Annotated in this window: 11 protein-coding genes; 3 read left to right on the top strand and 8 right to left on the bottom strand. The window is 68.8% G+C overall.

Annotation, left to right across the window (positions count from 1 at the left end):
* The first annotated feature begins 28 nt into the window (after window positions 1-28).
* Entirely contained in the window at window positions 29-673 is a 645-nt protein-coding gene (locus tag A6W98_RS02435; protein ID WP_305954939.1) for a DUF2062 domain-containing protein, read from the top strand.
* A gap of 31 nt (window positions 674-704) precedes the next feature.
* Window positions 705-1,457: a pyridoxine 5'-phosphate synthase gene (locus A6W98_RS02430; RefSeq protein WP_042457425.1), complete on the top strand. Its 753-nt coding sequence runs from the start codon at window positions 705-707 to the stop codon at window positions 1,455-1,457.
* Window positions 1,458-1,738: 281 nt separating this feature from the next.
* On the opposite strand, the gene era is transcribed toward A6W98_RS02430, so the two are convergent.
* The 5 genes from era to acpS form a co-directional block, all read right to left on the bottom strand.
* On the bottom strand, window positions 1,739-2,647 hold the full coding sequence (gene era / locus A6W98_RS02425; protein WP_042457422.1) for a GTPase Era: 909 nt from the start codon (window positions 2,645-2,647) through the stop codon (window positions 1,739-1,741).
* Between the two features lie 77 nt (window positions 2,648-2,724).
* On the bottom strand, window positions 2,725-3,210 hold the full coding sequence (locus tag A6W98_RS02420) for a bacterioferritin (RefSeq protein ID WP_042457418.1): 486 nt from the start codon (window positions 3,208-3,210) through the stop codon (window positions 2,725-2,727).
* 211 nt (window positions 3,211-3,421) lie between these two features.
* Entirely contained in the window at window positions 3,422-4,111 is a 690-nt protein-coding gene (rnc, locus tag A6W98_RS02415) for a ribonuclease III (RefSeq protein WP_042464422.1), read from the bottom strand.
* Between the two features lie 2 nt (window positions 4,112-4,113).
* Complete coding sequence (gene lepB / locus A6W98_RS02410; protein WP_042457415.1) at window positions 4,114-4,905, bottom strand: signal peptidase I; 792 nt, start codon at window positions 4,903-4,905, stop codon at window positions 4,114-4,116.
* A gap of 364 nt (window positions 4,906-5,269) precedes the next feature.
* Entirely contained in the window at window positions 5,270-5,689 is a 420-nt protein-coding gene (acpS, locus tag A6W98_RS02405) for a holo-ACP synthase (protein ID WP_042457412.1), read from the bottom strand.
* Window positions 5,690-6,287: 598 nt separating this feature from the next.
* Here acpS and A6W98_RS02400 point away from each other — a divergent pair.
* Window positions 6,288-7,391, top strand: coding sequence for an alkene reductase (locus A6W98_RS02400; RefSeq protein ID WP_042457409.1), 1,104 nt, complete (start codon window positions 6,288-6,290; stop codon window positions 7,389-7,391).
* Between the two features lie 51 nt (window positions 7,392-7,442).
* Here A6W98_RS02400 and A6W98_RS02395 read toward each other — a convergent pair whose 3' ends face one another.
* From A6W98_RS02395 to A6W98_RS02385, 3 genes are all read right to left on the bottom strand, one after another.
* Window positions 7,443-8,504 (bottom strand): glycerophosphodiester phosphodiesterase family protein, encoded by a 1,062-nt coding sequence (locus A6W98_RS02395; RefSeq protein WP_052677890.1) that lies wholly within the window; start codon window positions 8,502-8,504, stop codon window positions 7,443-7,445.
* Window positions 8,505-8,910: 406 nt separating this feature from the next.
* Window positions 8,911-10,809, bottom strand: coding sequence for an acyl-CoA synthetase (locus A6W98_RS02390; protein WP_042457406.1), 1,899 nt, complete (start codon window positions 10,807-10,809; stop codon window positions 8,911-8,913).
* A 260-nt stretch (window positions 10,810-11,069) separates the two neighbouring features.
* Window positions 11,070-12,863 carry an ABC transporter transmembrane domain-containing protein gene (locus tag A6W98_RS02385; RefSeq protein WP_042457404.1) on the bottom strand — a complete coding sequence of 598 codons (1,794 nt, stop codon included), beginning with the start codon at window positions 12,861-12,863 and terminating at the stop codon, window positions 11,070-11,072.
* Window positions 12,864-12,872 lie beyond the last annotated feature (9 nt).

Raw genomic sequence — 12,872 nt, 5'->3', positions numbered from 1 at the left:
CCACCCGCTGGAAAGGACCCAAGGCTTGGTGTTCAAGCGCCGCGACAAGCGAAGCGTCGGCAAGCTTCTGCTCGACAGCGTCTATCCGCGCGGCGGATGGGGGCGGGCGGCGTATTATATCTCGCACCGCCTGCGTCGCCTGCCCGACACGCCCCGCAAGATCGGGCGCGGCATCTTCGCCGGCGTCTTCGCGGTCTTTACCCCGTTCTACGGCCTGCATTTCCTGATCGCGGCGCTTCTGGCCAAGGCGATGCGCGGCAATATCCTGGCCTCGCTGCTGTCGACGCTGGTCGGCAATCCGCTGACCTATGTGCCGATCGGGGTGGCGTCGCTGAAGCTGGGCCATTTCCTGCTGGGGACGCGCTTCGACGAGAATGTCGACGAGACGCTGGTGGCGAAATTCACCGGGGCGGCCTCGGATCTCAAGAACAACTTCGTTGCGCTTTTCACCGATGCGGTGCCGCATTGGGCGCGGCTGTCGACCTTCTATCACGAGGTCTTCCTGCCCTATATGGTGGGCGGCATCCTGCTTGGCCTGGTCGCGGCGCTGATCTCGTACTATGTCAGTGTGCCGCTGCTGTCGGCCTATCAGAACCGCCGCCGCGGGCGGCTGAAGAAGAAGCTGAGCGAGTTGCGGGCCAGTGCCGCGGCGAAGGCCGAGGATCGCGGCTGAGGCAGGTTCGGGCTTCGGGGAGGGCACGGGCATGACGGCAACCGGATGCGGGCTCCGGCTCGGGGTGAACATCGATCATGTGGCCACGCTGCGCAACGCCCGCGGCGCGGCCTATCCCGATCCGCTGCGGGCGGCGCTGCTGGCCGAGGCTGCGGGGGCCGACGGCATCACCGCGCATCTGCGCGAGGACCGGCGCCATATCCGGGATGCCGATATCGACGCGCTGATGGCGGGGCTGAGCGTGCCGCTGAACCTTGAGATGGCCGCGACCGACGAGATGCAGGCGATCGCGCTTCGGCATCGCCCGCATGCGGTCTGTCTCGTGCCCGAACGGCGCGAGGAACGCACCACCGAAGGCGGGCTCGACGTGGCGGGCGATGCCGCGCGGCTGGCGCGCTTCATCGCGCCCCTGTCCGGGGCGGGCTGCCGGGTGTCGCTGTTCATCGCCGCCGATGCGGCCCAGGTCGAGGCCGCGGCAGAGGTCGGCGCGGCGGTGGTCGAACTGCATACCGGGGCCTATTGCGATCTGCATCACGAGGGCAGGCTGGCCGAGCGCGATGCCGAGCTTGCGCGGTTGACGGCAATGGCGCGGCATGCGCAGGGGCTGGGGCTCGAGGTGCATGCGGGCCATGGGCTGACCTACGAGACGGTGGCCCCGGTGGCGGCGCTGCCCGAAATCCGCGAACTCAATATCGGGCATTTCCTGATCGGCGAGGCGGTCTTCCTCGGGCTCGAGGCCTCGATTGCCGAGATGCGCCGCCGGATGGAGGCCGCGCGCGGCTAGATGTCCGTCCCGCGCTTCGGTGCCCGGTCTGCCGTCATCCTCGGGGCGGGTCTCCGGCATCACGCGAAGCCCGTGTGGGGGCGTTCGGCGCCGCCGAAACCTGTGCCCGAGAGCGACGGCCCGGGCGGCGATATGGCCCCCGGGTCTCCCGGGATGACGGATGCCGGAATGTTGCCGCTTCGCCGGGGCCTGCCGCCCGGAGCCTCGACGGCCGCGGGCGTTCCCGGGTCTGCCCGGCCATGGCCGGGCGGCCCTTCTGCGGTTCATTCTTTCCGGGCGGCTCAGTTTCCGTCGCGGAAATCGAGGCCCATCTCGGAATAGCGTTCGGCCTCGTCCAGCCAGTTCGGCCGCACCTTCACCTGCAGGAAGAGATGGACATTGCGCCCGAGGAACTCGGCGATCTCGGCCCGCGCGGCCTGGCCGATGGCCTTCACCGTCTCGCCCTTGTGACCCAGCACGATACCCTTGTGGCCGTCGCGGGCGACATAGATGATCTGGTCGATCCGGGTCGAGCCGTCCTTGCGGTCTTCCCAGCGTTCGGTCTCGACGGTCAGCTCGTAGGGAAGTTCCTGGTGCAGCCTCAGCGTCAGCTTCTCGCGGGTCATCTCGGCCGCGATCATCCGCATCGGCAGATCGGCGATCTGGTCCTCGGGATACAGCCAGGGACCCTCGGGCAGGGTTTCGGCCAGCCAGCCGCGCAGGTCGTCGACCCCGTGGCCCTTCTCGGCCGAGATCATGAAGGTCCGGACGAAGGGATAGGCCGCGTTCAGATCGGCCGACAGCGCCAGCAGCGCCTCGGCCTTGACCCGGTCGATCTTGTTGATGGCAAGCGCCACGGTCTGGCCCGCGGCGGTGCGCTCGTGCAGCGTTTCGAGAATGCTGTCGACCCCCTCGGTCCGGCCGCGATGCGCCTCGATCAGCAGCACCACGATATCGGCATCGGCGGCGCCCCCCCAGGCGGCGGCAACCATCGCCCGGTCGAGCCGACGCCGCGGCCGGAACAGCCCGGGCGTGTCGACGAAGACGATCTGCGCATCGCCCTCCATCGCCACGCCCCGGATCCGGGCGCGGGTGGTCTGCACCTTGTGGGTGACGATCGAGACCTTGGCCCCGACCATCCGGTTCAGCAGGGTGGACTTGCCCGCATTCGGCTCTCCGATCAGGGCGACGAATCCGCTGCGTGTGCTCATGCGTGTAAACCTCCGGGTCAGGCCCGGGCTTTACGCGATAAGTCGCCCCGGCGCCAGCCGGATGCGGGCAGGAAGCCTCAGTCCTCGCCTGCGCCCGGTCCCGAGACCTGCTTGGCGCTGTAGGCCTGTTCGCCCAGCCGCCGGATCAGCGCCAGCTGGGTGTCGAGCCAGTCCTTGTGGCCTTCCTCGTCCAGCACGATCTTCTCGAACAGCGTCCGGCTGCCGATATCGCCGACCTCCATCGCGCGCTGGGCGGCCTTGCTGTAGACGTCGATCGCCTCCTGCTCGTCGGCGGCATCCAGCTCGAACATCTGCTCGAGGCTCTCGGCCCGCACCGGCTGTTTCTGGAACCGGATCTCGGGCGTGCCGCCAAGGAAGATGATCCGCTGCATGAACAGGTCGGAATGGCCGATTTCCTCCTGCATCTCCTCGCGCATCTTGGCGGCCAGCAGGTCGAGCCCCCAGTCGTCGAGCACCTGCGCATGCAGCTGGTACTGATGGCCTGCGGTCATCTCCATTTCGAGCGCGGTCTGAAGGTCCTTGATGGTCTGGTCATTCGACATGAGCTCTGCCTTTCCTGTCATGGATGCGGGGACTGGGCGGCCCCCGCCTGGCTCCGCATGTAGGGCGGATCGGCGCGCGCGCCGCCGCGCAGGTTGTCGCATGAGGGCCGGGGCCCGCCCGAACCGGGCCGAACCGGCCCGGAAGGTCAAACGGCAGGCAGCCGCCCGGCCCGCTGCCCGGCTTTCGCGCAGCAGCGGCATGAGGAAAGGGTCAGGACGGCGACCGGTGCAGGGCCTTGAGCAGCGCGGCGGCGGCGGCCTGTTCGGCCTGCCGCTTGGCACCGGCGGTAGCCTTTGCCTCCTCGCCGGTTTCAAGCCGCGCGGCGATGGTGAAGACGGGGGCGTGGTCGGGGCCCTCGCGCGCGATCTCGACATAGCGCGGCGGCTGCTGACCGCGGGCCTGGGCCCATTCCTGCAGCGCGGTCTTGGCGTCGCGGGCATCGGGCTTGACCTGCTCGATCCGCGCGCCCCAGAGCCGCAGCACCATATCGCGGGCGGTCTCGAAGCCGGCATCGCGATAGACCGCGGCGATCACCGCCTCCATCGCATCGGCCAGGAGCGCCTCCTTGCGCCGTCCGCCCGACATCATCTCGGATCGGCCCAGCTTCAGCACGTCGCCAAGCCCGATCTCGCGGGCCACATCGGCGCAGGCCTCGCGGCGCACCAGCGCGTTGAAGCGGGGCGCGAGCTGACCTTCCGAGGCGGCACGATCGGCCTTCAGAAGCGCCTCGGCCATCACCAGCCCCAGCACCCGGTCGCCGAGGAATTCCAGCCGCTGGTTGTCGGGGCGGGTCGGGCTCGACAGCGAGGAATGGGTGACGGCGCGCAACAGCAGCTCGGGCCGGGCGAAGTCATGGCCCAGGCGCCGCGAGAAGGCGATCAGATCTGCGGCGAGTTTCACGGTCACTCGATCGCCTTGAAGAACCGGTCCGGACGCCAGGTCCAGATGAAGAACAGCGACCGGCCTGCGGACGAGAACATGATCCGGTCGGCCCGGCCGATCAGGTTCTCGGCGGGCACGAAGCCGACGCCGCCATTGGCCTGGGCATAGCGGCTGTCGCGGCTGTTGTCGCGGTTGTCGCCCAGCACGAAATATTCGCCCTCGGGCACGGTATAGACCGGGGTGGTGTCGCGCGCGCCGCGGTCGGTGATGTTCAGGATGTCATGGCTGACGCCATTCGGCAGGGTCTCGATCGAGCGGCCCTTCATGCAGGTGCCGCCGATGCCGACCGGTGCGTTTTCGCATTCCGGATAATAGCCCATCGGCCCCTGCTTCTGGTAGGGCTCCTTGAAGATCCCGGCGGGTTCGACCTCGACCGGCGCGCCGTTGATGTAAAGCACGCCCTCGCGCATCTGCACGGTGTCGCCGGGCAGGCCGACCAGCCGCTTGATATAGTCCGAATTGCTGACCGGGTGGCGGAACACGACGACATCGCCGCGCTCGGGTTCCGAACTCAGGATCCGGCCCGAGAACGGGCAAATGCCGAACGGGCAGGAATAGCGCGAATAGCCATAGGCCATCTTGTTGACGAAGAGGAAATCGCCGATCAGCAGCGTGTCCTTCATGCTGCCCGACGGGATCCAGAACGGCTGGAAGAACAGCGTCCGGAACACGCCCGCGATCAGCAGCGCCCAGAAGATCGTCTTGACCGTCTCCCAGAGACCGCCGCCCGCCTTTTCGTCCGTCTTCGCCATATGCCCGGTCCTGCCTTGTAGCTGCGCCGCCAGACGGCGCCGGAAATGCCCCCGCTTCATGGGCGTGCCCGCCCGGGCTGTCAAGGCAGCGGGGCCGGGCGGCCTGCCGCCGGTTTTCAGCAATGATCGCCCGTCGGACGAAAAGCGCCGTCCCTTTCGCAAATGGCGGGAAAACGCCGATGACGCCGCCGCCGGAGGCCGAGGAAAAGCCGGGGAAGCCTTCTGTCGGTCGCCCGGCAACACCCGCCATGGCGGCGGCAGTCGACAGCACCCCGGCAATGGATCGAACCTCTCTGCGAAGACGGCCGGGGACCTGGTCCCGTTGCGCCAGCGGCAGCCCGAAGCGGCAGTGCTGGGGCGGGGATTACCGCGTTGGGGGCGCTGCGTGTCGCGGTCGCGCCTCGATCACCACGAAGGCCTGCGCCCAGGGGTGGTCGTCGGTCAGCGAGACATGCACCAGCGCCTCATGCCCGGGCGGGGTCATCTCGGCCAGCCGCTCGGCCGCCCAGCCGGTCAGCGCCATCACCGGCTGGCCGGTTGGCAGGTTGGTGACCGCCATGTCCTTCCAGGAAATGCCCATCCGGAGCCCGGTGCCCAGCGCCTTCGAGCAGGCCTCCTTGGCGGCCCAGCGCTTGGCATAGGTGCCCGCGGCATCGGCCCGGCGCTCGGCCTTGGCCTGCTCGGCCTCGGTGAAGACGCGGGTCCGGAACCGGTCGCCGAATCGCTCCAGCGTCGCGGCGATGCGGTCGATATTGGCCAGATCGGTGCCGATGCCGAGGATCATGCCCGCGGCCTCCGCGGCCCGGCCCAACCGGAGGCGCCGCGGCAGCGGCAAGGGCGGGCGGGAGCGCCCCCGCCACCGGCGGAACGGGTTTTCGGAACGGGCATGACGCAGCGCATGGGGCCTCCGGATCGGTTGCTCTGCCCGGATCTACGCCACCCGGCCCGATCAGGCAAATGCCGGCCTGCCGCCCCGGTCCGCAGCGATGGCGCCTGACGGGGAACAGGCGGCAGGAAGGTGGGGCCGCGGTGCCCGTCACTTCCCTGCCCGCATCCTGTCCCGTGCGGGGCCGAGCCGGTCCCCGGTCAATGCGCGCGGGCGGGTCCCGAAACCGCGTGGCGCAAGCTCCGTTCACGCAAGTTTCGGCTCGAACGGGCGGTGTTGCCCAGAGATCGCGGGGCCGGAAACGAGGGCGTCGTGGTCACCGCCAGCGATCTGGCGCGAACTGCCGACCGGCAGGGCAATGGCAAGGACCCGGCGCTGGTCCCAGGCCGGATTGTGCATCAGCGCGCAGGGCCGTGTTCCCGAAAGGGCCTCTTGCCCGGTCGCGGCCGATACCTACCTCCATCCTGCACCCTTCGAATGTCAAAGGACATTTCCCATGACCGAGCCCAAGCTCTTCACGCCCTTCGCCGCCGGCGACATCGCCTTGGCGAACCGCGTCGTGATGGCACCGCTGACCCGCAACCGCGCCGAGCACGAGACGCTGGCGCCGACCGATCTGCATGTCACCTATTACACCCAGCGTGCCGGGGCCGGGCTGATCGTGACCGAGGGCGCGCAGATCTCGCCCGAGGGGCAGGGCTATCTCGACACGCCCGGCATCTATTCCGACCTGCAGGTCGAGCGCTGGCGCAAGGTGACCGACGCCGTGCATGCGGCGGGCGGGCGGATCGCGATCCAGCTCTGGCATGTTGGGCGGGTGTCGCATGTCTCGCTTCTGCCCGGCGGTCAGGCGCCGGTCGCGCCCTCCGCCGTTCCGGCCGACGGGGTCAAGACCTTCACCGCCGAGGGCTTCACCGATGTTTCGGCGCCGCGTGCGCTGGAGACGGCCGAGATCTCCCGGATCCTTGGCGATTACCGCAAGGCCGCCGCGAATGCGATGTCGGCGGGGTTCGACGGGGTCGAGATCCATGGCGCCAACGGCTATCTGATCGACCAGTTCCTGCGCGACGGCACCAATCGCCGGACCGACGGCTATGGCGGCCCGATCGAGAATCGCTGCCGGTTCCTGTTCGAGGTGGTCGAGACCGTCGCGGACGAGATCGGCGCGGGTCGTACCGGGCTGCGGCTGAGCCCGTTCTCGAACGCGAACGGCATTTCCGACAGCGATCCCTTCGCGGTCTTCTCGCAGGCGATTTCCGGGCTGAACCGCTTTGGTCTTGCCTTCCTGCACATGGTCGAAGGCCAGACCGGCGGGCCGCGCGACTGGCCCGAGGGCCGCGGCATCCCCGAGCTGCGGGCGATGTTCGAGGGGCCCTATATCGCCAATAACGGCTATGACCGGGCCTCGGCGCTGGCCGCGGTCGAGAGCGGCGCCGCCGACATGGTGGCCTTCGGCCGCCCGTTCATCTCGAACCCCGATCTGGTCGAGCGGCTGCGGCAGGGCGCCGGGCTGGCCGAGCCGAACCGGGAGACCATGTATGGCGGCGGCGCCGAGGGGCTGATCGATTACCCCGCGCTCGACGCGGCCCGCCCGGCCTGACAGGGGCTGGCAGGGGGCCGCGTCCGGCACGGCCCCCTGTTATATCGCCGATCAGGCGGCGGCGCGGCGGCGGCGCAGGGCGGCGAGCCCGCCCAGACCGGCCAGCATCAGCGGCAGCGTTGCCGGAACCGGCACCTCGGCGGCTTCGTAGCGGTCGAGCACCTCGACGCCACGCTGGGCGTAATCGGTGAAGAAACCGTCCATCCCGGCTTCGATCCAGGGCAGGAACATCTCCCAGGCGGCTTCGTCGGTCCTGGGGCGGAAGGTCCAGCCATGCACGCTCAGCCCAAGCTCATGCGCGGCGGCGATGAAGGTGGCATCGAGATCGTAGCCGAGATAAAGCCCCAGCCCGTCTGCGAACCCGGCGAGATCCTCAAGCGCGGTGACGCTGCCGGTGGTGGCGTCATAGACACCGAAGCCGTCGCCCAGATCCAGCGCATAGCCGAGCGCGGCGATCGCATTGTCCATGCCGATCTCGGTCTGCAGCGCGGCGAGCTGGCGCGCGCCCTCATGGCTGAAGGTCTGCACGAAGGTGTTCGGCACCGACCCGTCGAAGCCGTTGCTCTTCATCTCTTCGAGGATCTGCCGGTTCATCGCCAGGCTGTTCGGGGTCTTCGCCTCGGGATAGATGCCGATCCCGGCGCCGGTCGCGGCATTATGGGCGGCGACCAGATCCATCACCTCCTGAAAGGTCGGCACCTTGTAGGGATCGGCCATCGTGGGCGCGAAACCCGGATAGTCGGTCGAGGCGGTGGCGCCGGTGGGCTCGACCGTCAGCGACTTGATTTCGGCCAGGGTGAAATCGGACACCCGGTAAGCGCCGTTCCGGGGGGCAAACAGCGCCTCGACATTGGTGGTGCGGGCCAGCGTCGCGTCATGCATGGCGACCAGAACGCCGTCGGCGGTCATCTGCAGGTCGGGTTCGATCACGTCGGCGCCCATTTCGAGGGCAAGTTCATAGCCGCCCAGCGTATGTTCGGGCAGGTAGCCGCTGGCGCCGCGATGGGCGACGATCAGCGGCGCGTTTCCGTCGAGCGTGTTGTAAAGGCTGGCGGCCCCGGCGGGCGCGGTCGCGAACAGCCCCAGCGAGAGGGCCGCGATAATGCGTTTCATATCGAAGATCCTGTTCGTCGCGTTTAAGGAATTCGGGTGTGATATGGCCGTGGCTCCGGCCATAGGCAGAGATTGAAACGTCCGGGTCACCGTCTTGCGACAGAAGGATGAAAACCGGCCGTGGCAGTTGATGCCGCCGATGCGGTCCGCGTCCCGTGCCGGTGCCGTCCGGGGGGCTTCTCGAGCGCGATCCGGTTTTCGTGCAGCCCGCGCCCGAAACCGGGGCGTGTGGGCGGGGCTCGGGGGCTTTCTCGGCGCGACTGACGCGGCACGCCAAGGGGGTGGCGCCGTCCCCCATGGCCGAATGTCTAGCCGACGGAGGGCGGACCGCCTGGCAGAGGTCGGGCAAGGCTGGGATCGCCTGGCCCGCGCGCGGTCTGAGGGAGGGCTGCGGCGGTCCCGGGGCTCAGAGGTCGGACCATTCCCAGGGGCGGGTGAAATTGCCCAAGAGATGCACGACGGCCTCGTCGTCCACCGGTCCCTGGCGTTCCAGCCGGGCGACGAGGCCGCGCTTGCGGTCCTCGACCACCTCGCAGACCCTGACCATATGGCCCGCCTCTGCCAGCGCCGTGTCATAGATCCGCTGGATCGCCAGCTTGCGCAGCGCGGGCTTGAACACCTTGCCGACCGCGGTCTTGGGCAGCTCGTCGAGGATCTCGACATGTTTCGGGATCGCGGCGCGCTCGTGGATATGCACCCTTGCATGGGCCATCAGATCCTCGGGCGTCGCGGTCGCTCCGGCGACAAGCTCGACATAGGCGCAGGGCAGTTCGCCGGCAAAGCTGTCGGGCTGGCCGATGGCGCCCGCGAAGGCGACATCGTGATGCGACAGCAGCGCCTCCTCGATCTCGGCCGGGTCGATATTGTGGCCGCCGCGGATGATCACGTCCTTGGCGCGGCCGGTGATGAACAGATAGCCGTCGCTGTCGATCCGGCCCAGATCGCCGGTGCGCAGGAAGTAGCCGTCGGCGAACAGGCCGAGATTCTTCGCCTCTTCGGTATAGGTCGAGCCCGGCACCACCCCGGGATTCGAGATGCAGATCTCGCCGACCTCGTCGGTCTCGCATTCGCGCTGCACGGTCCCGTCGCCGTCGCATTTCAGGATGCGGACCTCGGTATAGGGGAAGGGCAGCCCGACCGAGCCGATCTTCTTCTGCGCGTCGGGCGGGTTGATCGAGACGAGGCAGGTGGCCTCGGTCAGCCCGTAACCCTCGCAGATGGTGACGCCGGTCGCGGCCTCGAAGCGGTTGTAAAGCTCGACCGGAAGCGGCGCCGAGCCCGAGAAGGCATAGCGCAGCGTCGAGACGTCGGCATCGACCTTGCGCTGCATCAGCGCGGCGATGGCGGTGGGCACGGTGATGACGAAGGTCACGCCCCAGCGTTCGATCAGCTTCCAGAAATTGTCGAAGACGCCCTCGCCGCGATAGCCCGCAGGGGTCGGCATCACGAAATGCGCCCCCGCCGCGACCACCGACATCAGCACCGGATAGGCGGCGAAGACGTGGAACAGCGGCAGCGGGCAGATCAGCGTGTCATTCTCGCGGAACAACAGCCTGTGTCCGAGCCAGCCGTTATAGATCATGCCCGAGACCCGGTGCTGGGCGACCTTGGGCATGCCGGTGGTGCCGCCGGTATGGAAATAGGCGGCGATGCGGTCTTCCTCGGTGTCCTCGAAGGTCAGCCGGTCGGCGGGTTCGGCCGCCAGCGCGCGGTGGAAATCCAGCACGTCGGCATGGTAGTGCCCGGGCGATTTCTTGCGGATCAGCGGCACGATCAGCCGCTTGGCCCCGGTCAGGTAACGGACCAGGTCGACCTCCAGCACGGTCTGCACCCTGGGCGCGTGCCGCACCGCCTCGGAGACCTTCTGCGCGACATCGGTCTTGGGGAAGGATTTCAGCGTGACCACGACCTTGGCCCCGGTCTCGCGCAGGATCGCGGCGATCTGCTCGGCCTCGAGCAGCGGGTTGATCGGGTTGACGATGCCCGCCACCGCGCCGCCCAGAAAGCAGATCGCGGTCTCGTTGCAGTTGGGCAGGATATAGGCCACCACGTCGTCGGGGCCGATCCCGAGCCCGCGGAACAGGTTCGCGGCCTGGGTGATGCGGCCCTGGAATTCGGTCCAGCTCAGCGTCTCGGCCGGGTCCCTGGGGCCGGAGAAGATCTGGAAGGACACCGCCGGACGGTCCGGAAAGGTCGCCGCGGTGCGCGCGACGAAGGAATAGATGGTCTTCGGCCGGTCGCGTTCGTTCCACGGCGCCTCGGCGGCGATGGCCTGCCACTCGTTCCGAGCGGACTCCATGCTCATGCTGTTCAAGATGTAATCCTCCCATGCGACCCGTTGTGATCGGGCCTGCTCTCCCATGACCCGGAAGGATGGGGCGAAATGCCGCCCGTCGCAAGATGTCCGCACTGCGGCAACTCTGCGCCCGAACCGGGCCGGTCCGACGGCCTTGCGGCGCCGCCGCTGTTGTCATCCCGACCGGTCCGCCCATCCTTCACGATCTTTCCACCTGTCCTGCGCCGCCTTGCCGGGGGCAGGGGCCCGACAGGCAGGCGAAATCCGGCTCAGGCGGCGGTCTCGACCCCGGCGGTGAACTGAAGCCGGGCAAGGCGCGCATATAGCCCGTCCTCGGCCACCAGCGCGTCATGCGTGCCCTCGGCCACGATCCGGCCGCGATCCAGCACGACGATCCGGTCGGCCTTCTTCACCGTGGCCAGCCGATGGGCGATGATGATCGTGGTCCGGGTCGCGGCCATCCGGTCCACCGCCTGCTGCACCGCGCGTTCGGATTCCGCATCGAGCGCCGAGGTCGCCTCGTCCAGCAGCAGCACCGGTGCGTCGCGCAGGATCGCGCGGGCGATGGCAACGCGCTGTTTCTGGCCGCCCGACAGCATCAGCCCGCGTTCGCCCACCTCGGTGTCGTAGCCCTGCGGCAGCGCGCTCAGGAAGTCATGCGCGGCGGCGGCACGGGCGGCTGCCTCGACCTCGGCATCGGTGGCGCCGGGCCGGCCGAAGCGGATGTTCTCGCGGGCGCTGGCGGCGAAGATCGCCGGGTCCTGCGGGACCAGAGCCAGACGGTTGCGGAAGGCCTCGCGCCCCAGGCTGCGCAGATCGGCGCCGTCGAACAGCACGCGGCCCTGTTGCGGGTCGTAGAAGCGCAGGATCATCTGCATGACCGTGGTCTTGCCCGCCCCGGAGGGCCCGACCAGGGCCACGGTCTCGCCGGCGCGCACGGTCAGGTCGATGCCGTTCAGCGCCGGGCTGTCGGGCCGGGTCGGATAGGAAAACCGCACATCCTCGAAGCGGATCTCGCCGCGCGCGGGCTCGGGCAGGGGGGCCGGGCGCTCGGGGTCGGTCACGCTGTCCTGCGCGGTCAGCAGCTCGACCAGCCGCTCGGTGGCGCCCGCGGCGCGCTGCAGCTCGCCCCAGATCTCGGTCATGGCGGCGACCGCGCCCGCGACCATCACCGAATAGATCACGAACTGCACCAACTGGCCCACGCTCATCTCGCCCGCCCGCACGTCATGGGCGCCGACCCAGAGCACCCCGACGATGCCCGCGAAGACGAGGAAGATGACGATCACCGTCATCACCGCCCGGGTCCCGATCCGCTGGCGGGCGGATTGGAAACTTTGTTCGGTCACGCCCCGGAACTGCGCCCGCGCCCGCGCCTCGTTGGTGAAGGCCTGCACCGTCTGCACCGACAGGAGCGCCTCGGAGGCATTGCCGGAAGAGGCCGCGATCCAGTCCTGGTTCTCGCGGCTCAGCTGCCTCAGCCTGCGCCCCAGAAGCACGATCGGCACGATCACCGCGGGCACCAGCAGCAGCACCAGCCCCGACAGCTTGGTCGCGGTCGCCAGCATCAGCACCAGCGCGCCGAAGAAGACCAGGATGTTGCGCAGCGCGAACGAGGCCGAGGAGGACAGCACCGACAGGATCAGCGTGGTGTCGGTGGTGATCCGGCTCAGCACCTCGCCGGTCATGGTCTTTTCGTAGAAGGACGGGCTCATGCCGATCATGCGGTCGAAGACGGCGCTGCGGATGTCGGCCACGACCCGCTCGCCCAGCCGGGTGACGAGGTAGTAGCGCAGCGCCGTGCCGACGGCCAGCAGCGCGACGATGATCAGGGCGAAGCCGAAATAGCGGTCGAGCAGGGCCGCGGTCTCGGTGTCGAAGGCGTCGACCACATGGCGCACCGCCACCGGCATCGCCAGGTAGACGATCGAGGTCAGCACGAGCGCCGCAAGCGCCGCCGCCAGCATCCGCCGGTAGGGCGCCAGAAAGGGCCAGAGCGCGGAGAGCGCGCCGATCCGTTTCGATCTGGCGCGGTCGTCCTGTGGCTGGGGGGCTGGTGGCATGGGGGGCAC

This window comes from Rhodovulum sulfidophilum DSM 1374 (assembly GCF_001633165.1).
Taxonomy (GTDB): Bacteria; Pseudomonadota; Alphaproteobacteria; order Rhodobacterales; family Rhodobacteraceae; genus Rhodovulum; species Rhodovulum sulfidophilum.
Note: the sequence above shows the minus strand (reverse complement) of the source record. Positions and strands in the feature narration are given on the sequence as shown.

Bases quoted from the DNA above. Each gene is read 5' to 3' on its own strand.
- A6W98_RS02395 (WP_052677890.1), bottom strand. From the start codon at position 8,504: ATGAAACGCATTATCGCGGCCCTCTCGCTGGGGCTGTTCGCGACCGCG.
- acpS (WP_042457412.1), bottom strand. From the start codon at position 5,689: ATGATCCTCGGCATCGGCACCGATCTGGCCAATATCGACCGCATCGCC.
- A6W98_RS02390 (WP_042457406.1), bottom strand. From the start codon at position 10,809: ATGAGCATGGAGTCCGCTCGGAACGAGTGGCAGGCCATCGCCGCCGAG.
- A6W98_RS02420 (WP_042457418.1), bottom strand. From the start codon at position 3,210: ATGTCGAATGACCAGACCATCAAGGACCTTCAGACCGCGCTCGAAATG.
- A6W98_RS02430 (WP_042457425.1), top strand. From the start codon at position 705: ATGACGGCAACCGGATGCGGGCTCCGGCTCGGGGTGAACATCGATCAT.
- A6W98_RS02400 (WP_042457409.1), top strand. From the start codon at position 6,288: ATGACCGAGCCCAAGCTCTTCACGCCCTTCGCCGCCGGCGACATCGCC.
- era (WP_042457422.1), bottom strand. From the start codon at position 2,647: ATGAGCACACGCAGCGGATTCGTCGCCCTGATCGGAGAGCCGAATGCG.
- A6W98_RS02385 (WP_042457404.1), bottom strand. From the start codon at position 12,863: ATGCCACCAGCCCCCCAGCCACAGGACGACCGCGCCAGATCGAAACGG.
- lepB (WP_042457415.1), bottom strand. From the start codon at position 4,905: ATGGCGAAGACGGACGAAAAGGCGGGCGGCGGTCTCTGGGAGACGGTC.